The sequence below is a fragment of the Streptosporangium sp. NPDC001681 genome (assembly GCF_040298085.1).
Lineage (GTDB): Bacteria > Actinomycetota > Actinomycetes > Streptosporangiales > Streptosporangiaceae > Streptosporangium.
Window position 1 is genome coordinate 1 of record NZ_JBEOZN010000133.1, and the last position, 26679, is coordinate 26679.

The following is a 26679-nucleotide window of genomic DNA, read 5'->3' on the forward strand; positions in this document are numbered from 1 at the left end:
GGACTGGACTGAGGAGAGCGGGGCCGTGAGGCCGCGCCGGGGACTGGACTGAGGAGAGCGGGGTCGTGAGGAACGAGCGACCCCGCTCGACGAGGGAAGGAGCCGGGTAAGAGCGGCCTCACTGCGACGCGTTAGCGTCGCCGGCAACTCGTGAGGAACGAGCGACCTCCCTCGACGAGGGAAGGAGCCGGGTAAGAGCGGCCTCACCGCGACGCGCAGCGTCGCCGGCAACTCGTGAGGAACGAGCGACCCCGCTCGACGAGGGAAGGAGCCGGATAAGAGCGGCCGAACCGCGACGCGTTAGCGTCGCAATCGGCACAGCGTCGCAATCAACACCCCATCCACTTCTCGATCTCGTCCGGGTGGCGGGGCAGACCGCCTGACATGAGGCGGGCGCCGTCGGCCGTGATGACGAGGTCGTCCTCGATGCGCACCCCGATGCCGCGCAGCTCCGGCGGCAGCGTCAGGTCGTCAGGCTGCAGGTAGAGGCCGGGTTCGACGGTCAGCACCTGGCCCTCCTCCAGCACACCGTCCAGATAGACCTCCGCGCGGGCCCTGGCGCAGTCGTGCACGTCCATGCCGAGCATGTGGCCGCTGCTGCACAGCGTGTAGCGGCGGTACAGGCCGCTGTCCGGCTCCATCGCCTCGTCCGCGCTGATCTTCAGCACGCCCCAGTCGCGCAGTCCCTCCACGATGACCCGCATGGCCGCACGGTGGAAGTCGCGGAAGCTCGCACCGGGCCGCAGGACGGCGATCGCCGCCTCCTGGGCCTCGTACACCAGCTCGTAGACCTGGCGCTGGACCGGGTCGAAGCGTCCGGAGAGCGGCAGGGTCCTGGTGATGTCGGCGGTGTAGAGGTGGTCGGTCTCCACGCCCGCGTCGAGGAGGAGCAACTCGCTCTCGTTCAGCCGCCCGTCGTTGCGGATCCAGTGCAGCACGCACGCGTTCGCGCCGGAGGCCACGATGCTGTCGTAGCCGACCGCGTTGCCCTCCAGCCGGGAGCGGAGGCCGAAGACCCCCTCCAGGTAGCGCTCGCCGCGCCGGTGTCCCAGGGCGGCGGGCAGGGCCCGCACCACGTCCTCGAACCCGCGCGTGGTCGCGTCCACCGCGAACTGCAGCTCCGCGATCTCCCAGTCGTCCTTGATCAGCCGCATCTCGGACAGGAACGCCTCCAGCTCCTCGTCCCCGTCGCCGGGCGCGACTCGCCCGTCCACCGACGCGTCCACCCCGCGCAGCACCCGCGCGGGCCCGCCGAGCACGTCGTCGAGCCTGTCGATCGGCGCGCAGGCGATCTGGTACAGCGCCTCCGCCTCGGCCAGGTCGGGGCGGCGGCCGACCCAGAACTCGCCGTAGCGGCGGTCGCGGTAGAACTCCTGCCCGGCCTGTCCCGGCGCCGACCGCACCGAGCGGGGGCGCAGGAACAGGACGGCCTCCCCGGAGGGCTCGACGACCAGCACGTCGTCGGGTTCCTGGTCACCGGTGAGGTAGGCGAACGCGCTGTGCGTCCGGAACCGGTAGTCGCTGTCGTTGCTACGCGCCTTGAGCGTGCCGGACGGGACGACCAGCCGCTCACCGGGGAAGCGGGCGGCGAGCGCGGCGCGCCGCTTGGCGGTGTAGGCGGCCTGTGGCAGCGCGGCCAGGTCGTCGCGGTGGGTGTCGGCCCAGCCGGTGTTCATGAACTCGGCGAGGGCGTCGGAGACCGGCAGGTCGTGGCTGCCGGTGTTGAGCTTCTGGGTCATTGTGTCCCCGGATGCGAAGGTCTGCGGTCCCTCCCACGCTAGCCCGGAGCGACGGGCCCCGCACCTTCGTCGCCGGGGGTGCGGGGTGCCGCCGTGAACCGCGGATCAGCCCACCGGGACCTGGTAGGTCTTGGCCAGGTCGGAGGTGGCGGCCTCCTTGAAGATCACCGCGCCGCCCAGGGCGTCCTTGTCCGGCTTGGCGACGTACGACAGCAGTGAGGCGGGCTTGTCGAACGTGGTGAAGTCCATGACGGCACCGAACTCCGCGCCCCAGGCCGACTGGCCGCGGTGCGCGGCGACCACGGCGGCCCGGGTCAGGTCCTTGCCCTCGCAGGCCTTCTTGAGCGCGTCGACGACGATCGCCGCCGCCGAGTAGCCGGCGGAGACACCGCTGTCGATGGCCGCGTCCGGATACTTCGCCGCGTAGTCGGCGGCCAGCTTCTTCATGGCCGGCTGGTCGGCGCTGATCGGGGTGCCGGCGGTGATGTAGTAGAAGTCCTTCAGCAGCGCGGGACCCGCCGGGGTGGGCAGCAGCTGCGGGGAGTAGGCCGAGTTGCTGCCGACGAACGGCACGTCCATGCCCTTGGCGAGCGAGACGCCGACGAGCGAGGCGGTCTGCCTGGGGCCGACGGAGACCAGGACGGCCTTGACGCCCTCGGCCTTGAAGGCGGCGACCTGGGCGCTCATGTCCTGGTCGGTGGCCTTGATCTTCTGCTCCACGAGCTTGAGGCCGAGCTTCTCCGCCGCGTACTTGGAGCCGTTCAGCGCGCTCTCGCCGTAGTCGCCCTCGAAGTACAGGTGGCCGATCTTGTCGCCGGACTTGATGCCCTTCTCCTTGGCGAGGAAGTCCACCCCGTTGATCATGTCGATGTCGTAGGTCGTCCCGGTGACCTGGATGGGCCTGCTGCCGAGCAGCCCGGTCGCCCACGCCTGCGGGATGGTGAGCATGTCGTCGGCCTCGATGCGCTGCTTGACCGCGTTGACCATGGGCGAGCCGACGACGTGGGCGAGGGCCACCACCTTCGGGGAGATCTCGGTGTAGGCCGCGACCGCCTTCTGCACGTCGTAGCCGTGGTCACGGACCAGAGCCTCCAGCTGCCGCCCGCACACGCCCCCCGCCGCGTTCGCCTGCTCGAAGTAGAGCTGCTGTGCCTGGGTCAGGCTCTTGCCGAAGGAGGCGTACGGGCCGGTGAGGTCGGTCATCAGGCCGATTGTGATCTTGTCGGCGGTGACGCCGGGGCCGGTCTTCACGCCGTCCCCCCCGACGGCGGAGGGGGCGGCCGCACCCCCGGTGGCCTTCTCGCTGGCGCACGCGGTGACGGCCAGGGCCAGGAGGGCGAGTACCGCGATTCGTCGGACCGGGGTTCTTGGGATTCCCATGTCAGTTCCTTGTGTCGGGGGAGGGGGTGGAGGTGGGGGAGAGCGGGGTCTTCCTCGTCGCGGGGACCGGGGCGGGCCGCCGGGTCACGGCGAGGCGCAGGCGCCTGGCGAGGCCGAGCAGCCCGCCGGGCAGGAAGAGGACGATGACGACGACGGCGGCGCCGTACAGGATGCGGGACGCCTCGGCGGGTGAGACCCCGGCTGAGCCGGGCTCGGCCACCAGCGGCAGGGCGTCGCTGTAGCGGCTGAGCAGTTGGGGAAGCAGGGAGATGAAGAACGCGCCGATCACCGCGCCCGCGACGGAGCCGAGGCCGCCGATGATGATCATCGCCAGGTAGTCGAGGGAGAGCAGCAGGCCGAAGTAGTCGGGTACGGTGCGCTGGAAGACCAGCGCGATCAGGACTCCGGCCAGCCCTCCGTACATCGACGACAGCACGAACACCCCGGCGCGGTAGCGGGCCACCGGCACGCCCATCACCCCGGCCGCGATCTCGTGGTCGCGGATGGTGTTCATGGCCCGGCCCGGCCGGCCGCGTAGCACCCCGCGGGCGAACAGCGCCGCGCAGGTCAGCACGGCCAGCCCGAGGAACCACAGGCGCTCCAGCGACCCGAACGGCACCTGGGCGATCACCAGTTCGGGGGAGTCGGCGAACACGAATCCGAACAGTTCCATCGGCGGCACCGCCCGCCCGTTGTAGCCGCCCGTCACGGGTTCGGCGTTGAACAGCACGTGCTGGCCGACGAAGATCAGCGCGAGGGTGGCGATGCCGAGGTACGCGCCCTTCAGGCGTCCCGCGATGGGGCTGAACACCCCGCCCGCGACACCCGCGGTGAGCACCGCGAGCAGTGCCGCGACCGGCGTGGGCAGGCCGAGGCCGCCGAGGGCGTGCGCGCCGCCCTCCGGTTCGGCGGCGAAGTAGACGTAGGTGTACGCGCCGACCGCGAGGAAGAACGCGTGGCCCATGGAGAGCTGGCCGGTGGCACCGGTCAGCAGGTTGAGGCCGATCGCCCCGATCGCCGCCGACATCGCGAAGAGCCCGGCCTGCAGCCAGAAGCCCTCCAGGTAGAACGGTACGGCGACCGCCGCCGCGACCAGCACGACACAGGAGAGGATGACCTTCTTAGACACGTGCCAGCTCCCTCGTCCCGAACAGCCCCGCGGGGCGGATGAGCAGGACCACGATCATCACGAGGAACGGCGCGACGTCGCCGATACCCCGGCCGAGGAAGACCAGGTCGTTCTGGTAGCCGCTCATCATCGCCTCGGTGACACCGATGATCAGCCCGCCGGCCAGTGCCCCGGTGGTGGAGTCGAGGCCGCCGAGGATCGCCGCGGGGAACGCCTTCATCGCCGCGAAGGTGGTGCTGCGATCCAGACCCGGGGTGGGGAAGACGCACAGGAAGAGCGCGGCGACGGCGGCGAGTGCTCCGGCGACCGCCCAGGCCCCCATCGAGACCCGCCCGCGCCGCACGCCCATCAGCGCGGCGGTCTCGGTGTCCTCCGCGGTGGCGCGCATGGCGATGCCCCAGTTCGTGTACTTGAACGCCAGCAGGAAGGCGGAGATCAGGGCCGCGGCGACGGCCAGCGCGACGAGCCGGGTCTCGGCGATGCTGACGCCTCCCAGGTGCAGCACCCGGTCGCGCCACGGGTCGCCCAGGGCGAGCACGTCGGTGCCGATCTGCCTGGTGAGCTCGGTGGTCAGCACGATGTCGACACCGATCGTCACGATCGCGAGGACGCTGTGCGAGATGACATTCGCCCTGCGGATGATCAGGAATTCGATCAGGGCGCCCACGACCGCCGCGCCGGCGATGCCCAGCAGCAGCGCGGTCCAGAAGCCGATCAGCGGGTGCAGCCTCGCGACCACGAATCCGCCGACCAGCAGCAGCGAGGCGTGGGCGAAGTTCACCACCTCGGTCGCCTTGAAGATGATCACGAAGCCCAGGGCGATCAGCGCGTACACCGCTCCGACGGAGATGCCGTTCACCAGGAGTTCGAGAAAGGTGATCATGAGGTGACCTCCTCGGTCCCGCTCGCGGTCGTGCTCTCGGCCGCCGCGCCCAGGTAGGCGCGGACGACCTCGGGATCGTTCTGCACCTCGCCGGGCGGGCCGTCCGCGATGCGCCTGCCGAAGTCCAGGACCGTCACCGCGTCGGCGAGCCGCATGACCATCCCCATGTCGTGCTCGACCAGCAGGATCGAGATGCCGAGGCTCTCCCGTACCGCGACGATCAGTTCGGCCATGTCGCGGCGCTCGCCGCCGTTCATGCCGGCGACCGGCTCGTCCAGCAGCAGCAGCCGCGGTTCCATGCACAGTGCCCGTGCCAGTTCCACGCGCTTCTGCACGCCGTACGACAGAAGTCCGACGGGCGTGGCCAGGTGCTCGGAGAGCCCGACGAACGCGGCGATCTCGGTCACCCGCCCGCCGTGCGCGGCGGCCTCGCGTCGGGCCGACGGCAGCCGCAGCCCGGCGGAGAGGAACCCGGCGCGGGTCAGCCGGTGGCGGCCGAGCATCAGGTTGTCCCGCACCGACAGCATCGGCGACAGCGCGATGTTCTGGAAGGTGCGCGCCACGCCCAGGGCGGCGATGCGGTGCGGGGCCAGGGCGGTCAGTTCCGCGTCGCCGAACCGCACGCTGCCCGAGGTGGCCCGGTAGACGCCCGACAGGACGTTGAAGCAGGTCGACTTGCCCGCCCCGTTGGGCCCGATCACAGCGTGCACACTGCCGGGCTCGACGGTGAAGCCGACCGCGTCCAGCGCGGTGAGCCCGGCGAAGCGCACCGTCACCTCGCGCACGTCGAGCCGGGGAACGAAGGTGTCCTTACCGCTCACGCGGACCACCTCGCCAGCACGGGACGGGCGTCGGCCGCGTCCGCGGGCGCGTCCGCAGGCGCGTCCTCGATGCCCAGGTAGCGGCGGCGCACCTCGTCGCTCGCGGCGAGTTCGGCGGCCGGTCCCGACAGGACCACCTCTCCGACCTCCAGCACGTAGGCGTGCGAGGCCAGGGACAGGGCCATGGCGGCGTTCTGCTCCACCAGGAGCACCGTGGTCCCCCCGGCGTTGATCTCGCGAACGGTGTCGGCGATCCGGGCGGCCATCATCGGCGCCAGGCCGAGGGTGGGCTCGTCGAGCAGGAGCATCCTCGGTCTGGCCATCAGCGCGCGGCCGATGGCGAGCATCTGCTGCTCGCCCCCGGACAGCAGTCCCGCGCGCTGCCCGGCGCGCTCGGCGAGCACGGGGAAGAGCGTGAGCACCTTCTCTCTCGCCTCGGCCGCCGACCGCCGGTCGGGCGCGCCGAGTGCACCGGCCCGCAGGTTCTCCGCCACGGTCATCCGCGCGAAGACCCGGCGGCCCTCGGGTACCTGGACGACGCCGCCGGCCACGACGGCCGAGGTGGTGGCGCCGGAGAGCCGCGTCCCGCCGAAGGTGACCTCGCCCGCGGTGATCCCGCCCCGGTGGAACCGGAGGGTGCCCGATATGGCGCGCAGCAGGGTGGACTTCCCCGCGCCGTTGCCGCCGAGCACCGCGACGACCGAACCGCGCGGGACGTCCAGCGAGACACCCCGCAGGGCCAGGACCGGGCCGTAGCTCACCGCCAGATCCCTGACGACCAGCCCGGAGTCTCCGGGCGGGCGAGGGGCGTGCACGTCCATGTGTTCCTCCTGTACAGCCGATGAACGCACCCAACCGAGGTGGTTCACCGGCGTCCAGAGGGCCAGGTGAAGTCGGGGCGGGCGCCCATGCCGGGCGGTGCGCGGTTGTGCGCGAGTACAACCCCGGATCACGAAACAGAACAGAACCTTGTTCCATTACCTGACTTGCTGACACGATTCCCAGATGGGGACCCGGCCGGTTACGGATGACGAAGTACGCAGGATCATGCGCCTGGCCGCCCGACGGCTGCTGCTGAGACTTCCCGAGCTCACCGACGAGCTCGTCGCGAGGATCCGCGACACCGACGAGGCGTACCGCAGGATGGTGCCCACCGACGACCACTGGCAGAGCGTCTACGAGGCGATGCGGGACGGCATCGGCGCCATCCTGCTGCCCCGCCCCGAGCGGCGCGACCTGCCACAGGCCGAGAAGACCGCCCGGCGCAGGGCGGAGCAGGGCCTGCCCATGGACTCCCTGCTGCGCAGCTACCGGCTCTCCGCACAGGTGATGTGGGACGGCCTCATCGACGTGGTCACCGAGGAGGAGTCCGACAGCCTGCCGGTCCTGATCCGCAGCGCCACGAAGGTGTGGCACGCCATCGACAGGCAGGCGATCGCCGCCGCCGAGGCCTACCGAAGACGGGAGGCCGAGATGTTCGGCCGCACAGCCGAGAGGGTCCAGGCCCTGCTCGACGCGCTCCTGGAGGACCGGGCGGACGCCGCCCTGGTCCGCAGTGCCGCCGCCGCGCTGGACCTGCCCGAGCTGGGCCGGTACGCCGTCGTCATCACCAGGTTGCCGGGCCGCCACGACCACGGGGACGACGCCCCACGGCCGACCGCCCTGGGCGCGATGCGGTTGCTGTGGCGGATGCGCCCCGACTACGAGGTGTCGGTGGTGCTGCTGCACGAGGCGGACATGGAGCACCTGGCCGAGGAGTTGCGCCCGCACGTCACCGGTTGCGCCGGGATCAGCCCGATCGTCGAGGGACTGGCCGAGCTGGGCCGCGCCAGGCGGCTCGCCGAGCTCGCTCTGCGGACGTGCGTGGGCGACGGCCCGGAGATCGCCAGACTGGAGGACAGGCTGCCCGCCGCCCTGGTGGTCAGCCAGCCCGAGCTCGCGGGCCACCTGAGCGGAGCTGTGCTGCGGCCCATCCTCGCCCTCGACCAGGCGGACAGGGACGTGCTCCTCGGCACCCTGCAGGCGTGGCTGCGCTGCGAGGGCTCGGCCATGCGCGCCGCGGGGCAGCTGTACTGCCACCGCAACACGGTGTTCAACCGCATCCGCCGCATCGAGCAGCTCACCGGCCGTTCCCTGGCGCGCCCGCTCGACATCGTCGAGCTCACCCTGGCCCTCGACGCGGTCCGGCTGCTGCCCGTCACGTGACAGTCACAGGTTTTGCCGTCTCGGTGGCTTAGCGTGAGGCCTGATTGGGCAGAGGAAAAGGATACCCGCGCCCGGCTGAACCGAGGTGGTGTCAATGCTGATCGGTACGATTCTGCAAGGCAAGGGAACAGAGGTGGCGACCGTACGCCCAGGTGCGACGGTCACCGAACTCCTGGCCATCCTGGCCGAGAAGAACATCGGCGCCGTGGTGGTGTCCGAGAACGGCTCCTCCATCGAGGGCATCGTCTCCGAGCGCGACGTGGTACGGCGGCTGCACGACCGGGGCGCGCGCGTGCTGGACGACACGGTGTCGTCCATCATGACGACCGAGGTCCGCACCTGCCCCCCGGACACCGACGTCGACGACCTCCGCCAGACCATGACCACGCATCGCATCCGGCACGTGCCGGTCGTGGACGCCGGCCGGCTGGCCGGGATCGTGAGCATCGGCGACGTGGTCAAGAGCTCCATCGAGGCGCTGGAGACGGAGAAGGCCTACCTGGTCGACTACCTCCACCGCTGAGCGCCCGTTCCCCGAAGTTCCCGGTGAAGACCCGATGGGCCCGGCGCGACGCGCCGGGCCCATCGGTCCGATATCCCCTCCCGCTACTGGACGACTATCTTGTCCACCTCGATGGTCACGCCCTTGACCTGCGGTGTCGACGTTCCCGTCGTCACCTTCCCGGTCCCGGCGCTGACACCCTTGATCTTCATCGTGTAGTTCAGGCTGCCACCCGGGGCGCCGGGCGTGCTGGTCACCCGGAGGTCCTCGGTCGGCGGGCCGGTGATCTGGCCGCCCGCGGTGCCGTCACCGTTCTCCGCTCCCACGGTCAGGCCGTAGCCCGCCGGGGGGTCGCCGGGCAGGTTGCCCGGGTCGTAGGTGTAGGTGATGTCCTCGGTCCCGTTCAGCCCGATCCACTGCTGGAACACCTTGGTGGCGGTGGTGCCGTAGAGGTTGACCCGCCACTCGATGACGAGCCAGTCGCTGACGCCGTCGGTCAGCGTCCCGGCGTAGATGCCCGGCGCGCCGGTGCCGTCCAGGTCGGTCCAGTAGGGGGCGAGCACGTTGTTCGGGGTCGAGGGGTCGGGCAGGGTCTGCGGTTCGAACGAGATGTCCGTCGACCCCGAGCTTCCTCCGGCGATCGTGTAGCCGTTGGAGACGATGCCGATCCTGGTGTAGGTCTTGCCCGCGTACTGGAACGCGGGGACCGTGAAGTTGATCGCCTGCTCGTCGCCGATCGGTACCGGTGCGATGCCGAAGGCGTCAAGCGGCAGGTACGGGGCTGGCCCGATGCCCGGGGCGATGCCCGGCCTGTCCGGCTGCCTGGCCGCGAGGGTGGTCTTCGCCGTCGCGATCTGGGAACCGACCTTGGTGGCGCCGGTCACCGAGTTCAGGCGCAGCTTGCTGTCCAGCGTGCTGACCGCGGTGACCTCGGCGTCCTGGAGCGTGTCGTTCCGCACGGTGACGGTGCAGGTGGACTCGCCGGTGTTACGCGGGATGGTGGCCGGGGCGCAGGTCTGCTCCACCGGGACGGCGCCCTGCTTGCGGACGAACGCCACCGGCAGGTGCAGCTCGCGCGAGCCGTTCACCTGCTTGAGGTTCACCTGGCCGAAGTACTGACCCTCGGGCAGGTCGGGTGCGGTGATCACCACGCTGAACTTGGCGGTCTTGCCCGCCTTCACGGTGAGCAGCGGCGGCAGCACCGAGATGTTCGCGCCGGCCACGGTCGTGCCCGTGGCGGTGAAGACGAGCGTCTTGTCCGTGACGTTGGTGACCGTCCGCTTGGCGGTGATGAGACCCGGCATGATCGGGGCGTTCACCGACGGCAGGTTCAGGTCGATGCGGTTCAGCGGGTCGTCGGCCGCGGCCAGGAAGTTCGCGCCCGTCTCGTCCAGGGTCAGGCCGGGGTCACCGGCCTTGGTCAGGTCGATGCGCCCGCCGCCGGTGTCGAACGGGTCGGCCGGGGTGACGCCGTCCTGCTTGGTGACCGAGGTCTTGGCCGTCGTCTCCAGTGCGGACTTCACCTGGCCGGGGGTCCAGTCCGGGTGCAGCGCGAACACCAGGGCCGCGGAGCCCGCGACGTGCGGCGACGACATCGACGTGCCCGCGATGACCTGGTACAGGTTGTTCGGCGGGCCACCGGCCGGATCCTCCAGCACCGGCGTCTGTCCGGCCACGATGTGCAGGCCGGGGGCGGTGACGTCAGGCTTGAGGAAGTCGCCGCCGGGGCCGCGCGAGGAGAACGTGGTGATCCTGTCGCTCTGCCAGGTGGCCTTGGTGCCCTGGGTGAACGAGGCGGTCGCGCCGGGGTTGGCCGACAGGAACGTCAGCAGCGCGTCCGTATCGGGCTTGTCGATGTGAACCGTGGGGAGCCAGTGGTTGTCGGTCATCACGTCGAGCGGGCTGGAGTTGTACAGGATCATGCCGGCCGCGCCGCCCTGCTTGACGTTGAAGCTCTTCAGCACCCGGTTGGGACCGCGCTCACAGGCGACGATCTTCCCGACGAACAGGCCCGGGGGCGCGGGTGTGGTGCACAGAGCGTTGGAGTACGGCGGCGCCGAGGCCCGCACCACCGGCAGCGCGGAGGGCACGCCCCCCGTGATGGAGGCGCCCTTCAGCGTGGCCGTCGCGCCGCCGGAACCGGACAGCGTGATCGTCGACTGGAAGGTCCTGGGCTGGGTGGAGGCCGCCACCGTGGTCACCCACGGGGCGACGTGGTTGACCGTCGCCGCGCCGGGACCCGCGTTGCCCGCTGAGGCCGAGACGAGCACGCCGGCCGCGTAGGCGTCGAGGAAGGCCAGCTCCACCGGGTCGCTGTAGGGGGAGGTGCCGCCCGAGATCGAGAAGTTGATCACGCGGACGCCGTCGAGGATGGCCCGGCCGACCGCCTGGGCGGAGTCGGAGGGGAAGCAGCCCTCGACGCCGCAGACCTTGTAGATCGACACATGCGCCGCCGGGGCGATGCCGTGGATCGGGCCGCGGCTGATGCCGAGCGGGTTGGCGTCGGCGACCGGACCGCCGGCCGAGGTGGTCGCGGTGTGGGTGCCGTGACCGTTGGAGTCACGGGCGCTGGTCGGGAAGTACTCGCCGGGGTAGACCGCGTTGTAGGTGTCGAGGAACGGGGCACCGCCGATGAGCTTCCGGTTGCAGACGAACGGGTCGGCCGCCGGGGTCAGCGGGTTGTCGCCGAAGTTGCAGACGCGCGGGGTGCCGTCCTTGGTCGCCGGTACGGCGGGCAGCGTACCCGGGTCGGCGAACTGGGGGTGCTCGGGCCAGACACCGGAGTCGAGGATGCCGACGACGACGCCCTTACCGGAGGAGGAGCTGCCGCCCAGCTTGTTGTAGATCGCGGGCGCCCCGATGAACTCGGGGCTGGAGTCGGTCAGCAGCTGCTCGGGCTTGTCCTCCTGGACGGCGGCCACCCCGGGCAGCTTCAGCACCGCGGCCGCCTTGTTGGCGGGGATGCGCAGCGCGATGCCGCCGTAGACGGTCCGCAGCTTCTGGCCCGCCGTGGCGCCCGGCACGCTTCTGGCCAGTTCGGCGAGGAAGGTGTTCTCGACGTCCTCGATGTGTTTCTGGTATTTCTTCGCGTCGCCGCTCTTTATGTCAAGAGCCTTCCCGGTCTTGGCCGGGCTCGTCGCGGGAAGTCCTTCGAGGCCGCCCTGATAGGCGGCGAAGGAGTCGTAGTCGAGCTTGACCATCACGTTGACCGTGGCGCCCGAGGTCGACTTCAGCAGCCCCTCGTCACTGCGGGCGAGCTTGCCGGTGGGGGACTTCGCGCCCTGGACCGGCTCACCCCCGGTCAGGGGGGTCGCCGTCCACTTGGCGGACGGCGCGGGGGTGGGGGTGGGATCCGCACTCGCGGGCGGCGCCATCGCCGCGACGAGCCCGAGGCCGGCGGCGAGTACCGCCACGCGTCTGGTCCTCGGTAAGTAGGGCTTCCTGGTCAACGAGACCTCCCTTTCGACACGCATGAACAGCTCACGTGGCGGGGAGGGGGGCCGTCCGTGTGCCCGGGGCAGGGCATGCCGGGGGAGGCCGTGACCCTCCCCGTCGGGTGACACGCGATCGGCCACCCGGTAAAGGCGGCCGATCATGACTGGCAGCCTAACTAGAGACCATTTATTTGCCTAGATCATGAAATTGACACAATCATCATTGGAATTGGTCAAATTTCATTGCAGACTGCACCGGGTGTTCTGGTTACCGCAGAGCCGCGGCTCGGCCGCTCTCCAGGCCCGAGGCACTTGTGGCCGGCGACAGGCACGACGGTCCACCGTGCGTAGACTGACCCCAGATGACACGCGGGAGGCCCGGTTGAAGCTCAAGCTTGATCTACATCCCATCTACAACCGGGGTGGGGAGATCGACAAGGCACTGCGGGGCATCATCGACGAGGCCATCAGGAAGAAGGCCACCGAGGTCGAGATCATCCCCGGCAAGGGCTCGGGCCAGCTCAAGAAGAAGGTCCTGCGCTTCCTGGAGCAGAAGGAGATCAAGGCCCTCTACCACCGCATCGACAAGGACGCCAAGAACCACGGCCGTCTCTTCGTCTACTTCCGCTACAAGTAGGAACCGGGGCGGTGATCGGGCGCAGCGGCGGATGGCCGATCCCGCCTGAAGGCCGGCACCTGCCTCTCGGTGTCGTCGTCGCCACAGATCGCGATCCTGAATGCCGTCCCGCGCCGGCGGGCCATCGCTTAAAGGGGCACCGTAACGCGGAATTCCCGGCATTCCCATATCGGCTACCGTCGGACCCGACATGGTTGACATAACGGCCAGAGTGGACAGAAGCGGTCGGATGACAGCCGAGTGTGACAGCGAGGAAACGATGGACGGTGGCGATGAGACTACGGCAGCTGGAGTACTTCGTCGCGGTGGCCGATCGCGGGTCGATCCGCAAGGCGGCGGAGGCTCTGTTCGTGGCCCAGCCATCGCTCTCGACCCAGATAGCGGCGCTTGAGAGGGAGGTCGGCGGGGCGCTGCTGAACCGGCAGCCGCGGGGGGTGACCCTGACGCCGGCAGGCCGGGTCTTCCTCCGTGAGGCGCGTAGCACGCTGGCGGCGGCCGAGCGGGCGAAGCGGTTCGCGATCCTGGCCCTGGGGGGCGAGCAGGGCGAGCTGAGATTCGCCACGGTCCTGTCGATCGCCGCGGGGCTTGTGCCCGACGCTCTTCTCGCATGGCGGTCCGGACGGCCGGGAGTCCCTGCCTACCTGCACGAATACCGTAGCTCGGCCGAGTTGGAGCGTTCCACTCGGCAGGGGTTGCACGACTTCGCCGTCGGCCCCAAACCCTCCGCGGCGTTCGAGGTGATGGAGTCCATCGGTACCGAGGAGTTCGTCGTGGTCCTTCCCCAGGGAGACCCCCTGCTGGACTCGCGGGCGGTCGACATCTCCGCCCTCGGCGACCGGCCGTGGGTGCTGTTCTCGCGCGACCACGGCCTGTCGGACATCCTCGACGAGGTGTTCGCCGCCGCGGGAATCGCACCGGAGGGGGCCGTCTCGACCAGCCAGACCGACGTGGCCGTCCGCCTCGCGACCGTCGGGCTCGGGCCGACCCTCGTCCCGGGTAACGTCGTCCCCCGGCCGCTGCGGCGCTACGCCCGATCGCTGGCGGTGCCGTTGCTGCGCGAGCTCTACGTGTACTCGACGACCGCGCTGCCGAGCCTGGCCCAGCCGTTCCTCAACGAGTTGAAGACGGTCACCGCGACTCAAAAGTGATAGCCGCAAACTATCGCTCCGGTAGCGAAATAGGGACTATTCGCTATTTCTTGCTGCTCCTAACGTATGGGACCACCGAGAAAGTGAGGACCCTTACGTGACCGCGAAGACAAGCCATACCGATGAGTTTCCGCTGGCCGGAGACCTGATCGCCGCCGGGTTCGACAGTTGGAGTGAGGAGTTGAGGCAGGAGTTCAGGGAGAACGCCTACAACCTGGTCATCGGATCCAAGGTGCTGTCCGAGGACGACCGGGTCAGGGTCTGGCACATCGAGGTGCCGCCCGGTCAGCGGTTGCCGGCGCACCGCCACACGCTCGACTACTTCTGGACCGCCCTGCGCGACGGCGTGTCCATCCAGCACACCGACGACGGCACCACTCGCCGAGTCGTCTACAGAAAGGGCGACACTCGCCACTTCGTCTTCCGGAACGGGAGTTACCTGCTGCACGACCTGGTCAACGACAGCGACACCATCCTGGAGTTCATCACCGTCGAGCACCTCGCCTAGAACCTTCGAGGTGGCTCGCCGGGCTCGCATCGGTGACCACCGGGTCTCCCGAGCCCTCTCATCCCTTTCTCTTTTCGCAATGCCGAAGGTTAGCCAATGTCGAACTCCGCTTCGCAGCTGTCCGCCAGTCCACCCCCCAACGCCTCCTCCCACCGGCGGGTCCTGACCGCGACCACGGTCGGTACCACCCTGGAGTGGTTCGACTTCGCCCTGTACGGCGCCCTCGCCGGCGTGGTCTTCCCGCATGTCTTCTTCCCCACGTCGACCCCGGCGGTGGCCGTCATCCAATCCTTCGCCACCTTCGGCGTCGGATTCCTGGCACGCCCGCTGGGCGCCGCAGCCTTCACCCGGATAGCCGATCGGGCCGGCAGGAAGAAGGCCATGGTCGTCTCGCTGACGATGATGGGCGCCGTCTCACTGGCCATCGGGCTCCTGCCGGGATACGACTCCATTGGCGCGGCGGCACCCGCCGGCCTGGTGCTCCTCCGTTTCCTGCAGGGCTTCTGCCTCGGCGGGGAGGCGAGTTCCGCCCAGGTCATGGCCCTTGAGTACGCCCCCGACAACCGCCGCGGCATCTACGGGGCCATGGTGAACTTCGGCAACCCGCTGGGCCAGGTGATCGTGGCGGTGTTCATGCTCGGCGCGGGAGCGGCCATGAGCGAGACCGTCCTCAACAGCTGGGGCTGGCGCATACCTTTCGTGCTGGGGTCCGTGATCGCCGTCATCGGCTACTTCATCCGCCGCCACGTGGAGGAGTCACCGGTCTTTCTGGAGGCGAGTCAGCTGGGAGCACAGACGCGCCGCCCCCTTCTTGAGGTGTTCCGGACGCAACGGTCCAGCGTCGTGCGGCTCATCCTGGTGTGGCTGCCCAACACCGCGCTGAGCTACCTGGTCAGCACGTACTCTCTGGCGTACATCGTCAACGACCTGGGCATGTCCAGCTCCGTCACCTTCGGGCTCGTCCTCGCGCTGAACCTCTGCGGGCTCGCACTGGTCCCGCTGGGCGGGGCGCTGTCCGACCGTTTCGGCCGCAAGCGGGTGCTGACCCTCACGATGGCGACCTCGCTCTGCGGGTCGGTGGCGCTGTTCCCGCTGCTCGACACCAAGAGCATCCCGGTGATGCTGCTGGCCATGCTCATCGGGCAGGGCTCACAGTTCATGTCCGCCGGGGTCATGGCGGCGTTCTTCGCCGAGCCGTTCCCGACCGCGGTCCGGTACTCCGGCCACGCCACCGTCTACACGATGAACAATCTCATCGCCGGATCGACCGCGCCGTTCGCGGCGGCCCTGCTGTTGTCGAGCACCGGCACCACGTGGAGCATCGTCGGTGTCCTGGTGGCGCTGTACGCCGTCGGCATCGTCTCGCTGATAACGCTGCCGGAGACGCGCTGGCAGCCGTTCGCGAACAACCACCGGGTCGACGAGCGCGGCGGCGTGGAGCCGGCCGCTCCGGCCGCGGTCAACTGACCGAACCCCCGAATCGGAGGAACACATGATGGAAGCGGTAATCAAGACCGGTCCCCAGCCGGGCATCGAGGTGGCCGACGTGCCCGAGCCGACGGCGGCGGCGGGGGAGGTTCTGATCGAGGTGGAGTCGGCATCGGTCTGCGGAACCGACTACACCCTCGCGGACTGGACCCCCGGTGCGGCGGCGTGGGGCAGCGACTTTCCCCTGATCATGGGGCACGAGTACTGCGGCCGCGTGGTCGCGCTGGGCGAGGGCGTGACGACGATCGGAGTCGGCCAGCGGATCGCGGGTGAGTCGCATGTGTGGTGCGGCAGCTGCCCGGCCTGCCGGCGCGACGCGCGGCACAACTGCCTCAACATCACGATTCCGGGTGTGAACCGTGACGGCGCGTTCACCTCCCTGCTCGCGGTACCGGTGTCCGCGTGCTTCCCGCTGGCCGACCAGGTCGGTCCCGAAGCGGTCCTTTTCGAGTCCGCGGGCGTCGCGATGCACGCGATCCAGCAGGCGGGCGAGGTTCAGGACCGGACCGTCGTCATCACCGGCGCGGGCCCGGTGGGGCTCTTCCTCGTCGCCGAGCTGAGAGCGCTGGGAGCCGGTGAGGTGATCGTCCTGGAACCGAACCAGGCGCGGCGTGACCGCGCGGCCGCACTGGGCGCGGTCACGTTCGGCGCCGACCAGGTCACCGACTTCGTGGAGCACAGCCGGCGCAGCGGCCCCCTGGGCGGTGCGGAGATCGGATTCGAGGTCTCCGGTGCCCCGTCCGCCTACGAGGCGATGTTCTCCGCCCTCGGCCTGGAATCCACCCTGGTCTCCGTCGGGCACTCGTCCTCGCTGGTCGGTGTCAACATCTCCCGGGACGTCAATCTGCGCGTCATCAACTGGAAGGGCGTGTACGGACGCCGTATCTGGTCCAGTTGGGAACAGCTGCAGGACCTCGTGCTCTCGGGCCGGGTCGACCTCGGATCGTTCATCGAAGGCGAGATCAAGGTGAACGAGCTGCCTGACCAGCTGGGTGCGATCCGGCAACTGCCGGGCAAGGTGATCGTGCGGCCATGACGTCAGACGCCCACCTCGCGGCAGAACCGGACACCCGCTCGGGGCCGACCGTCGCGTTCATCCATACCGTGCCCACACTGGTGACGGTGTTCGAGCACCTCGCGAAGTCCGGCATCGAGGGCGTGACCACCCGTCACATCGTCGACGAGGTGCTGTTCGGATCGGCGACGGCCGAGCCGGGCCTGGCCTTCGACCGGACGGTGACGGCACTGCAGCACCACGTGGACTCGGCCCTGGCGGGTGGCGCCGACGCGGTGATCGTCACCTGCTCGACGCTGGGGCCGGCCACCGATGTCGTCGCGGCGACACGGAAGAGACCGGTGATCCGGATCGACCGGCCGATGGCGCGGCACGCGATCGGCTACCGCAGGATCGGCGTCATCGCCACCCTGGAGTCCAACCGCGCCGCGAGCCGCGCCATCATCGAGCGGACCGCCGCGCACGAGGGCAGGACCGTCGAGGTCGTCGACCGGCTGTGTGAGGGGGCGTTCGACCACCTGCAGGCCGGTCACCCCGACCGGCACGACGAGGCCGTCCGCCGAACGGTGGCGGACCTCGCCGCCGAGGTGGACGTCATCGTGCTGGCGCAGGCGACCATGGCGAGCGCCCTCGACGGGGCCGATGTCCGTGTCCCCGTGCTCACCAGCCCCGGGTCCGCCGTGAGCGAGGTGTCCTCGCTCGCTCGCCGGCCCGTCGTCTCCGAGCCGGAGCCGCGTCCGCGCGGCGAGGTCACGCAGCTTCGGATCTACCGGATCAGGGAGGGGCTGATGGCCGACTGGCTGCCGTTCTTCCACAAGACCATCGTCCCCCTGCACCACCTGGTCGGCGTCCAGGTGTCCGCGGCATGGGTCAATGTGGAGGACCCGGACGAGTTCGTATGGATCAGGGAGTTCGACTCGGTGGAATCCGTCACGCACCAGGAGAACGAATTCTTCTCCACCGCGGCTCGCGTGGCACTCGGCGACGTGCGGGGACGCTACGTGGAGTCGGCACAGATTCGAATGCTGAGAGCCTGAACCCATCGAGCCGGGTCTGATCCGAACGCGTTGAAACGAGGAACGGGGCCGCGCCGGTCGTGGCGGCCCCGACCGCAAGGCGCTTTTCCTGGAACTTTATGTTTTCTTTATCCGTCATTTACGGAAAGGGGGCTCGTCGGGCCGGGTAGGAGGGGGTAACGATCGACACGAGGCCATCACTTACCGGGGGAGGGTGCGAGTTGTCGATCGACCAGGATTCTCTGGTCGTCGACGTTTCCGGCCGATACCGTGTGCGGCTGCCGCTCGGCGGCAAGGAGCGCGCGACGAGGCTCGTCCTGTACGGCCGCCCCTCCGGGAACAGGATCGTCTACGGTCTCGCGGTCCTGGACGAGGGCGGGAGGGTCATGCTCGACTCCCCGGGGTTCAGGTCCCGCCACCAGGTGCAGACGTTCGCCGCCGCTGCCGGGCTGGCCTCCGAGTATCGGCGGTACGCCACGGAGCAGGAGGCGTATGCCGCGTTCGGGAACCGGGCGCGGCAGTGGTACACCACGGCGCACGAAGGACTCCCCGCCAGCCTCGCCGAAGAGGCGCCGACCGAGCTTCTGCCGTATGGCGGGGCGCTGGATGGCGCGCCCGCTCCGGCGACCAGCCTCACCTGGGACGACCGGACACTGGTCGCGACAGATTCGATCTCCGGGCGTTCGATGCGGCTCGCGCCCGCGGCCCTGTACCACTACCGCTACGAGCGCGCCGTCTTCGTCTCGGGCAAGAACTCGGGCAAGAAGGAGTCGCGTTTCCTCACCGGTCTCGCCGCGCTCGACGCCGACGGGCTGGTGCTCGCCGACCTGCCCGGCGACTGGACGCCACCGGACGTGGCCATCTTCGCGGCGGGGAGGGGGGTGCCCGTGCGCGACGCCCTGATCGCACCGCCCTGGGCGGTGCGTGCCACCCTGGGCAGGCGAGCTCCCGGCTGGACGCGTCTCACCGGGCAGGCGCTCTCCAGAGCGTCCAGGGCGAGGACGGTCGCCACGGTCTGTGCCGGGGTGGCGGGCCTGTTGGCGATGGCCTACATCGTCTCGGCGAGCGGCTGGTTCGCGTGGCGGGGGCTGTCCGCGCTGGGAAGGGCGCTGCTGGACATCCTGGACGCCAAGTGGCTGGCGGTCTTCTTCGCTCCCCTGCTCGTCGTCCTGAACCCCGCGCGCCAGGCGTGGCACGGCCGGCGGATCCGGCGCGGCAGCGCGCTCGGGCCACCCGGCGGACCGTACCTCTCCGTCTGGCGCAAGAGTACGTTGCGCGTCTGGCTCGGCCCGCGGATGGTTCCCGACGACATCGCGATCGGGCCGGACGCGGGCTGCGCGGCCGGCCTGATGACCTACCGCCATGGGAACCTGGCCGGACTCTTCGTGATGGGCGGCAGCGGCCGGATCCTCCGTCACCTGCCCGGACCCTGGTCACCGGAGGACGCGCACCGCTTCGCCACACGGCACGGCCTCGGCTTCGAGGCCCGGACGCTGAGCCGCGAGGAGTATCTCGGCCTCACCGCCGACGCCTACGACGCCGTCCCCTGACGCGTTTTCCGAGAACGGCTCCGTCTTGGGGTTTTTGGACTGTTAAAAGCCCATATTGATGGATCGACGGCGAGCGGGTGGGTGCGGCACCATTATGTGACGCATGACAGCAATGTCCTCTCCGGCGATCGGTGGAGCCTTCGGCAGGGCGCGGATCGCGGCGGGGGTGCCCGAGCGGGGGCCCGATTCCGGCTTGAACGATGTTCCGACGAGTTCAGTGCTGTCATCCGCGTACCCTCACCTTCTTCGAAAGGCCCCTCATGAGCGATATCAAGGCACTTCTCGCCCAGCGTGCCGAGCTGGACCGTCTGATCGAGGAACTCCAGTCCGGCGATCTGAAGGAGCGCGAGAACACCCTCGGTGACATCCTCGCGGCCGTCGCCAAGTGGGCGACCGCGCAGGGCCACGAGGCACTCAGGAGGGACCTCAAGAACTGGGAGTACGTCACCTTCGCCGGCATCGAGGTCGGTGTCGGCCACGACGGCGGCGAGCGCTGGGGCCTGCCGCCCAACTCGGTCACCGTGATGGACTCCGTCAGCGGGACCGACGTGGAGTTCGGGACCACGCCCCCGCCGATCCAGGCGGTCATCGGCCTCCTGGAGGGCCTGCTGGCCACGCGCTAGTCCCGCTTCGCGCGTGCCCGTACGGGCACCGGTGCCTCGCGCGGAGCCCGGTCGCACGGCTTACCGGGACCCTCACGGAGTCCAGGTAAGCCGTGCGACCGGGCGTGGTTTCTCCCGAGGGCGTCCCGCGGCGGGCCGCGGCGAGGTCACGCGCCGGGGGAGGTGGCGGCGGGCGGTGGCGCTGTAGGAGGATCTGCCCAGATCTCATCCCGTGTTGGAGGCGTCATGTCGGTGTTGCGAAACCTGGTGGAGAGCATCCGGAACGGCGGGATCGAGGTGATCGACCTGACGGCGCCGCTGTCGTCGGAGACGCCGATCCTGCGGCTGCCGGAGCCGTTCGGCAACACCGTCCCGTTCACGCTCAAGGAGATCAGCCGCTACGACGACCGCGGCCCCGCCTGGTACTGGAACGACATCGTGACGGGAGAGCACACCGGCACCCATTTCGACGCCCCCGTGCACTGGGTCACCGGAAAGGACGGCGAGGACGTCTCGCGGGTTCCGGTCGACCGGCTGATCGCCCCGGCAGTGGTCCTCGACTTCGCCGCTGAGGCGGCCGGAGACGCGGACTTCCTGCTGGAGATCGCGCACGTCAAGGCGTGGGAGGAGGCCAACGGGCCGTTGCCCGAGGGCGGATGGCTGCTCTACCGAACGGGCTGGGACGCCCGCTCCCACGACCAGGAGCGCTTCCTGAACGCGAACGAGACGGGCCCGCACACGCCCGGAGTATCGGTCGAGTGCGCCCGCTGGCTGGCCGAGGAGACCTCGATCGCCGGGCTGGGCGTGGAGACCGTGGGCACGGACGCCGGCGCCGCGCACGGCTTCGACCCGGCCTTCCCGTGCCACTCCTTCCTGCTGGGCGCGGGAAAGTACGGGCTGACCCAGCTGCGCAACCTCGACCGGCTCCCGGTGACCGGCGCGGTGGTCGTCGCGTCGCCGCTGCCCATCGTGGGAGGCTCCGGCAGCCCGCTGCGGGTGCTGGCACTGGTCGAAAGGTGAACGTCGCCGAGGCCGTGGGCCACATCCTCGCCTCGCTCGGTGTGGACACCGCCTTCGGGGTGGTGGGCAGCGGCAACTTCCACGTGACCAACGCCCTGGTCGCGCACGGCGCGCGTTACGTCGCCGCGCGCCATGAGGGCGGCGCGGCGACCATGGCCGACGCCTACGCGCGTCTCAGCGGCAGGGTCGGCGTGCTCAGCGTCCACCAGGGGCCGGGGCTCACCAACGCGATGACCGGCATCGCCGAGGCCGCCAAGAGCCGTACCCCGCTCATCGTGCTGGCGGGAGAGGTGACGGAGCCCCGCTCCAACTTCTTCGTCGACCAGGCCGCGCTGGCGGAGGCGGTGGGTGCCGTCCCGCTGCGGATCTCCTCGGCGGAGACCGCCGCCGCCGACGCCGCCGAGGCGTTCCGCGTCGCCGGCGAAGGCCGCCGCACGGTCCTGCTCAACCTCCCGCTGGAGGTCCAGGGGCGACAGGTCCCGGACGTGCCGGGAGCCTTGGTTGCGGGGGCCTCGGGTACGGGGGCCTCGGGCGGGAACGGTCCGAGGGGCGTACCGGAGGCCGGGGAGGCCGCCCGGCTGGCGGAGATCCTCGCGGCGGCACGCCGCCCCGTCTTCGTGGCCGGGCGTGGTGCCCGTGAGGCGCGGCACGAACTCGAGGAGCTCGCCGAGCGGGCCGGAGCGCTGCTGGCCACCTCCGCCGTGGCCAGGGGACTCTTCCGGGGCAGCCGGTGGGACCTGGACGTCAGCGGTGGTTTCGCCTCGCCGCTCACCGCCGAGCTCATCCGTGACGCCGACGTGCTCGTGGGCTGGGGGTGCGCGCTCAACATGTGGACGATGCGCCACGGCACGCTGATCGGCCGCGACACCACGGTCGTCCAGGTCGACCTGGAGGCCGCCGCGCTCGGCACCCACCGCCCGGTCCACCTCGGCGTGACGGGTGACGTCGCCCGTACCGCGCGGGCGGTCACCCGGCTGCTCGGCGACGACACGAGAACCGGTTACCGCTCGGCGGCACTGGCCACCAGGATCGCCGGGGAGAACCGCTGGCGGGACGTGCCCTACACCGACGAGAGCGGTGACGGCCGCATCGACCCCAGGACGCTGACCATCGAACTGGACGACCTGCTCCCCGCGGAACGCGTCCTCTCCATCGACTCCGGAAATTTCATGGGATATCCATCGATGTTCCTCGACGTTCCCGACGAGCGGGGTTTCTGCTTCACGCAGGCGTTCCAGTCGGTCGGTCTCGGCCTGGCCACCGCGATCGGTGCCGCCCTGGCCCAGCCGGACAGGCTCCCGGTGGCCGCGCTGGGCGACGGCGGCGCGCTGATGGGCGTCGCCGAACTGGAGACCGTCGTGCGGCTCGGTCTCCCGATGGTGATCGTCGTGTACGACGACGACGGCTACGGCGCCGAGGTGCACCACTTCGGCCCGGACGGTCACCCTCTGGACACGGTGACCTTCCCGCCCACGGACATCGCCGCCATCGCCCGCGGCTTCGGCTGCGAGGCTGTCACGGTAAGGGACAGGTCCGATCTCGCCGAGGTGGCCCGCTGGCTGGACGGAGCCAGGGAACGGCCCCTGCTGATCCACGCCCACGTCAGCCGTGCGCGGGGCTCGTGGTGGCTGGAGGAGGCGTTCCGGGGACACTGAGCCTTTCGCGGGTGTGGGAGGGGGGAGCGGCTGAGGTACGGTTCAGCCATGGCTGAGATCGTGTACCCCCCGGTCATCGGGGCGGCGTTGACCCTGTTCCGCGCGCTGGACGTCAAGATCCGCATCGAGGGGGCCGAGCGCATCCCGCGGACCGGCGGAGCCGTGCTGGTCAGCAACCACATCAGCTATCTCGACTTCATCTTCGCCGGCCTGGCCGCGCGCCCCTCAAAGCGTCTGGTGCGCTTCATGGCGAAGAAGGAGGTCTTCGACCACAAGATCTCCGGCCCGCTGATGCGCGGCATGCACCACATCCCGGTCGACCGCGCGGCGGGCGCCGCCGCGTTCGGCGCGGCGCTGAAGGCGCTCAGGGGCGGAGAGGTCGTCGGAGTGTTCGCCGAGGCCACGATCAGCCGGTCCTTCACGGTCAAGGAGATCAAGAACGGCGCGGTCCGGATGGCCGTCGGCGCCAAGGTGCCGATGATTCCGGTCTCCCTGTGGGGCACCCAGCGGCTGTGGACCAAGGGCCACCCCAAGAAGCTGTTGCAGCGGCACGTGCCGATCACGATCGTGGTCGGCGAGCCCATGCACCCCCAGCGCGGCGACGACTACGACGCCGTCACCGCCGACCTGCGCGGGCGGATGAGCGAGATGCTCGACCAGGCGCAGCGGGGCTACCCGGAGATCCCGAAGGGCGTCTGGTGGCAGCCCCGTCACCTCGGCGGTACCGCCCCCACTCCCGAGGAGGCGGACAAGCTCGACGCCGAGGAGGCGGAGGAGAGGGCGGCCCGGCGCGAGTCATGAGGGCGATGGCGCGCACGCGCAGGTAACGGGGGGCGGGTTCACGGCCCCGGATGCCGCGCCGAGGTCATCGCTCCCCGGGACGAAGTGCGCGAATCATGAGCATCCTCTACAAGTCATGAGCAGGTAATTCGCAAGTGGCATGCGCCAACCTGTTCGCATGAGCAACGCATTCGACGATGTGGTGAACGCCTTCCAGCCGGTGCCGACCCCCGGTCCCGGCCGCACGCCGGGGCGGGTCGGCATGGCGTTCCTGCTCCTCCTCTGGGTGGGGCTGGGAGTGTCGCCCTTCGTGTTCGCGGTCTCCGGCCTCAAGCTCGCGACCGGCTCCATCGGCACCCCCGGCACCCTCACGGTCATCTCGTGCGAGGAGTTGGGCAAGGGCCGCTACGACTGCAAGGGCAGCTTCGCGCCCGACGGCGGTGGCGCCGCGATCCCGGTCGACGCCTCGCCCGACTCCACAGCCGGTGACGTCAGGCGGGCACAGCTCACTCCCGAGGGCGACCGTGCCGTCGCGACCGGTACCTCGGGCATCCTGGCCGCGCTGACCATGCCGTTCCTCGGTGTCGGAGTGCTCGCCTTCCTGCCGTACGTGCTCCTCTACGTCGCCAAGGTGCGGCGTGGCAGGCGTGCCGCGGTCGTCTTCGGCTCCGTGCTCACCGCGCTCTCGCTCGCCAGTGTCGTCGTCGGCATGGTCGCCGCCTACTCCTGACCGGCCCCTGCCGTCCCCGCCGGTGCGCGGAGCGCCCCTACCTTCCGGTGTCCGCCGATCCACCCTGCTCGGCACGCCAGATCCACCATGAGTAGACCAGCGGGACGAGGCCCGTGACGACCACCCCGGCGAGCACGATCGGGAACAGCGCGGGAACCGGGAGCAGGAACGCGACGATGAGCAGGAGCAGGCCGAAGCCGGCGAACAGCCGTCCGGTCAGCCGGTGGGTACGCCGCCAGGAGCGCTCGCTCTCCATCGTCCAGGGAGTGCGCACCCCCACGGCCCAGTTGCCGCGGGTCTTGGGCAGGTAGTTGCCCAGCACCAGGAAGAGCGCCCCCACCCCGGCGATGCCGAACCGGACGACGGGGAGTTCGCCACCCGTGGCGTTGACGGTGCTGACCGTGTGGACGCCGGCGATCAGGGCGAGCGAGCCGATCCAGGCCGCGGTGTAGGCATGGGCCGAATCCGCCATGTTCCTCCGGCGGGGGAACAGACGCGGCAGCACGACGAACAGCACGCAAAGCCCCAGCATGATCAGCGGGGGCAGGCTCAGAGCCTCCGCCTTGCCCGCGAACCGGTCGGCCTCACCGGACGGGCCCCAGTGCACCGGCAGCAGCGCGTCGTCGGGAATCTGGATCCAGCCCCAGATCGAGACGCCCGCCGAGACGAGCAGCGCGACGGCGCTGCCGATCAGCCCGGGACGCGGGTTCACGGTCCTGGCGTCGGTGGTGTTCTCGGTCAACGATGTCCCTCTCGTTCGTGGTCGTGGCGGGGGGGCGATGAGGGCTGGGCGGGATCGGGTGGCCTGGTGTCTCCAATCTTGAACAGATCGAGCAGCGCGCCCAGGGACTCCTCCAGCAGGGACACGTGCAGGTGGTAGATGATCGAGGTTCCTCTGCGCTCGCCGTAGACCAGACCGGCCTCGCGGAGCAGGCGGAGGTGGCCGGACAGGGTGGGTTTGGAGATGTCGAAGTGGTCGGCGATCTCGCCCGCCGACCGGTCGCACTGCCGGAGCAGCGCGAGAATCTGGCGGCGAGTCGGATGCGCGAGTGCCTCGTAGACCCGATTCACAGCTTGTTTCCTTATTAGCTAATAACCGAAATATACCCTACGTGGGGAAAGCTGGCGCGTCTCCGTGCTCCGTCCGCGCCCGGGGGGCCGGGGGAGAGTCCTGATTTGGGGTGGTATGTGAGGATTCCCCGGCGAGGGCCTCGGCGACGCCTTCCGGCGAGGCGCGGCCGCGGCCGATTTGTTTGATCCGCTAAATGCCGTGGTGACCTGGTGGAATATCCGGATTCGGGCGTTGAGTGACTGTTTTGTCGGCATGGGTGGGATAGAAGCGGGCAGTCTTCCCCGCGCCCATCGACGGAGGATCACGGCCGGGCAGTGGTCCTCGGTCTCGGCGGCAGGCGGAAGCACCCCTTGGACGCCGCCGCTGGTTCCGGATCAAGCCAGATGGAGGACAAGGTGACGCTGACAAACCCTGACAGGCCCAACGGGGCCCTGTCGAGCGGAGCGGGCGGACCACACCGGCGCGTTTCGCGTCCACTGGTCTTCGCCACCGCCGTCGTGCTGGCGGCCTCGGGTGGCGTCGGTGTGTCCGCGGCGTCGGCGGGACCGCCGCCGCCCGCCCCGACGGAGTCCCCGACAGAGTCCCCGACGGGATCGCCGACAGAGCCCCCGACAGAGTCCCCGACGGAGTCCCCGACGAGCTCACCGACAGGGGCGGAGACACCGGCTCCCGGCGAGACGGTCACCCCGACGCCCACGCCCACCGCCACCACGGCGCCGCAGGTGCCCCTGATCGCATTCCCCGGCGCGCTGCACGGCGAGTTCGTCCTGCCCGCGGAGGACGGCTGCGGCTTCACGGTGTTCGCCCAGACGGGGGCGGCGATCGCCCTGACGGAGGACTCGATCACGGTGAGAAGCCAGGACGGCTTCGAGCGGGCGTACGCGATCGACGACTCCACCCGGACCCTCGCGGGCCGGCGGGGCAACGTGGTCAGGCAGGGCGACTGGGTATCGGTGACCGCCACGACCCAGGGCGAGACGGCGACCGCCGCCTACGTCTTCGACCTGTCGCGGCCCAGTAAGAGGTTCTGGCGCGGTGACGGCTGGTGGCTCCCCAGGCAGTGGCGGCCGGATGGCAGGTGGCGCACCCCCACCCCCACCCCCTGCCCCACCCCGCCCGTCGAGACTCCCACCGCTCCGCCACTCCCGACGCCCACGGACGCTCCGACGGTGCCGACGGACGCTCCGACGGTGCCCACGGAGACCCCGGCCGTGCCCACGCCCGAGCCGACTCCCACGGTGACGGACACCGTGCCCCCCAGCCCGACCCCGACCCCCTGAGCGTTCGCTGTCGAACTCGCCGGATGAGATCGGACCGGCCGGTCGGTCCGGTTCCGCCGGGTCCGTGGTACCGGGCGCGCTCAGC

The 26679-nt window shown here is 70.1% G+C and carries 24 protein-coding genes; 15 read left to right on the forward strand and 9 right to left on the reverse strand.

Translation table 11 applies throughout. The annotated features are described in order from the left end of the window. Positions 1–329: 329 nt before the first annotated feature. The 6 genes from ABT130_RS38890 to ABT130_RS38915 all read right to left on the reverse strand — a co-directional run bounded on the left by ABT130_RS38890 (position 330) and on the right by ABT130_RS38915 (position 6773). Positions 330–1739 (reverse strand): aminopeptidase P family protein, encoded by a 1410-nt coding sequence (locus ABT130_RS38890; RefSeq protein WP_350922551.1) that lies wholly within the window; start codon positions 1737–1739, stop codon positions 330–332. Positions 1740–1844: 105 nt separating this feature from the next. Continuing rightward, positions 1845–3119 (reverse strand): ABC transporter substrate-binding protein, encoded by a 1275-nt coding sequence (locus ABT130_RS38895; RefSeq protein WP_350964271.1) that lies wholly within the window; start codon positions 3117–3119, stop codon positions 1845–1847. A 1-nt stretch (position 3120) separates the two neighbouring features. After that, positions 3121–4248, reverse strand: a complete 1128-nt coding sequence (locus ABT130_RS38900; RefSeq protein ID WP_350964274.1) for a branched-chain amino acid ABC transporter permease — start codon at positions 4246–4248, stop codon at positions 3121–3123. Further along, positions 4241–5131, reverse strand: coding sequence for a branched-chain amino acid ABC transporter permease (locus ABT130_RS38905; RefSeq protein WP_350964276.1), 891 nt, complete (start codon positions 5129–5131; stop codon positions 4241–4243). The genes ABT130_RS38900 and ABT130_RS38905 overlap by 8 nt, the downstream gene beginning before the upstream one ends. Beyond that, the gene (locus ABT130_RS38910) at positions 5128–5952 is read right to left on the reverse strand and encodes an ABC transporter ATP-binding protein (protein ID WP_350964279.1); all 825 of its coding nucleotides are present in this window, start codon (positions 5950–5952) and stop codon (positions 5128–5130) included. The genes ABT130_RS38905 and ABT130_RS38910 overlap by 4 nt, the downstream gene beginning before the upstream one ends. Then, on the reverse strand, positions 5949–6773 hold the full coding sequence (locus ABT130_RS38915; RefSeq protein WP_350964282.1) for an ABC transporter ATP-binding protein: 825 nt from the start codon (positions 6771–6773) through the stop codon (positions 5949–5951). Before ABT130_RS38915 ends, ABT130_RS38910 begins: the two co-directional genes overlap by 4 nt. A gap of 184 nt (positions 6774–6957) precedes the next feature. Between ABT130_RS38915 and ABT130_RS38920 the strand changes: the two genes are divergently transcribed. Continuing rightward, positions 6958–8157, forward strand: a complete 1200-nt coding sequence (locus ABT130_RS38920) for a PucR family transcriptional regulator (RefSeq protein ID WP_350922536.1) — start codon at positions 6958–6960, stop codon at positions 8155–8157. Positions 8158–8251: 94 nt separating this feature from the next. After that, positions 8252–8680, forward strand: a complete 429-nt coding sequence (locus tag ABT130_RS38925) for a CBS domain-containing protein (RefSeq protein WP_350922535.1) — start codon at positions 8252–8254, stop codon at positions 8678–8680. A gap of 83 nt (positions 8681–8763) precedes the next feature. Here ABT130_RS38925 and ABT130_RS38930 read toward each other — a convergent pair whose 3' ends face one another. Further along, a complete protein-coding gene (locus tag ABT130_RS38930; protein ID WP_350964285.1) occupies positions 8764–12072 on the reverse strand; it encodes a S8 family serine peptidase in 3309 nt (1102 codons plus the stop codon). 403 nt (positions 12073–12475) lie between these two features. Here ABT130_RS38930 and ABT130_RS38935 point away from each other — a divergent pair, with 403 nt between their 5' ends. The 12 genes from ABT130_RS38935 to ABT130_RS38990 all read left to right on the forward strand — a co-directional run bounded on the left by ABT130_RS38935 (position 12476) and on the right by ABT130_RS38990 (position 24242). Beyond that, positions 12476–12730, forward strand: a complete 255-nt coding sequence (locus tag ABT130_RS38935; RefSeq protein ID WP_030919034.1) for a Smr/MutS family protein — start codon at positions 12476–12478, stop codon at positions 12728–12730. Between the two features lie 272 nt (positions 12731–13002). Further along, the gene (locus ABT130_RS38940; RefSeq protein WP_350922530.1) at positions 13003–13878 is read left to right on the forward strand and encodes a LysR family transcriptional regulator; all 876 of its coding nucleotides are present in this window, start codon (positions 13003–13005) and stop codon (positions 13876–13878) included. Between the two features lie 97 nt (positions 13879–13975). After that, the gene (locus ABT130_RS38945) at positions 13976–14386 is read left to right on the forward strand and encodes a cupin domain-containing protein (RefSeq protein ID WP_350922528.1); all 411 of its coding nucleotides are present in this window, start codon (positions 13976–13978) and stop codon (positions 14384–14386) included. A 96-nt stretch (positions 14387–14482) separates the two neighbouring features. Then, positions 14483–15853, forward strand: a complete 1371-nt coding sequence (locus tag ABT130_RS38950) for an MFS transporter (protein ID WP_350922526.1) — start codon at positions 14483–14485, stop codon at positions 15851–15853. 25 nt (positions 15854–15878) lie between these two features. Next, the gene (locus ABT130_RS38955; RefSeq protein ID WP_350964288.1) at positions 15879–16910 is read left to right on the forward strand and encodes a zinc-dependent alcohol dehydrogenase; all 1032 of its coding nucleotides are present in this window, start codon (positions 15879–15881) and stop codon (positions 16908–16910) included. After that, entirely contained in the window at positions 16907–17926 is a 1020-nt protein-coding gene (locus tag ABT130_RS38960) for an aspartate/glutamate racemase family protein (protein ID WP_350964291.1), read from the forward strand. The genes ABT130_RS38955 and ABT130_RS38960 overlap by 4 nt, the downstream gene beginning before the upstream one ends. 200 nt (positions 17927–18126) lie before the next feature. After that, positions 18127–19455, forward strand: coding sequence for a hypothetical protein (locus tag ABT130_RS38965; protein WP_350964293.1), 1329 nt, complete (start codon positions 18127–18129; stop codon positions 19453–19455). 260 nt (positions 19456–19715) lie between these two features. Then, positions 19716–20078 (forward strand): hypothetical protein, encoded by a 363-nt coding sequence (locus ABT130_RS38970; RefSeq protein WP_350922516.1) that lies wholly within the window; start codon positions 19716–19718, stop codon positions 20076–20078. Positions 20079–20303: 225 nt separating this feature from the next. Further along, the gene (locus ABT130_RS38975; protein WP_350922514.1) at positions 20304–21077 is read left to right on the forward strand and encodes a cyclase family protein; all 774 of its coding nucleotides are present in this window, start codon (positions 20304–20306) and stop codon (positions 21075–21077) included. Continuing rightward, positions 21074–22732 (forward strand): thiamine pyrophosphate-binding protein, encoded by a 1659-nt coding sequence (locus ABT130_RS38980; protein ID WP_350964296.1) that lies wholly within the window; start codon positions 21074–21076, stop codon positions 22730–22732. The genes ABT130_RS38975 and ABT130_RS38980 overlap by 4 nt, the downstream gene beginning before the upstream one ends. A gap of 48 nt (positions 22733–22780) precedes the next feature. Beyond that, the gene (locus ABT130_RS38985; RefSeq protein WP_350922509.1) at positions 22781–23533 is read left to right on the forward strand and encodes a lysophospholipid acyltransferase family protein; all 753 of its coding nucleotides are present in this window, start codon (positions 22781–22783) and stop codon (positions 23531–23533) included. A 157-nt stretch (positions 23534–23690) separates the two neighbouring features. After that, positions 23691–24242, forward strand: a complete 552-nt coding sequence (locus tag ABT130_RS38990) for a hypothetical protein (RefSeq protein WP_350964298.1) — start codon at positions 23691–23693, stop codon at positions 24240–24242. Between the two features lie 37 nt (positions 24243–24279). Here the strand turns inward: ABT130_RS38990 and ABT130_RS38995 are convergent, their stop codons facing one another. Both ABT130_RS38995 and ABT130_RS39000 read right to left on the reverse strand, forming a co-directional pair. Next, positions 24280–24984, reverse strand: a complete 705-nt coding sequence (locus ABT130_RS38995) for an SdpI family protein (protein WP_350964301.1) — start codon at positions 24982–24984, stop codon at positions 24280–24282. Then, on the reverse strand, positions 24981–25313 hold the full coding sequence (locus ABT130_RS39000) for an autorepressor SdpR family transcription factor (protein ID WP_350964304.1): 333 nt from the start codon (positions 25311–25313) through the stop codon (positions 24981–24983). Before ABT130_RS39000 ends, ABT130_RS38995 begins: the two co-directional genes overlap by 4 nt. Positions 25314–25709: 396 nt before the next feature. Here ABT130_RS39000 and ABT130_RS39005 point away from each other — a divergent pair, with 396 nt between their 5' ends. Next, complete coding sequence (locus ABT130_RS39005) at positions 25710–26594, forward strand: hypothetical protein (RefSeq protein WP_350964307.1); 885 nt, start codon at positions 25710–25712, stop codon at positions 26592–26594. Positions 26595–26679: the final 85 nt, after the last annotated feature.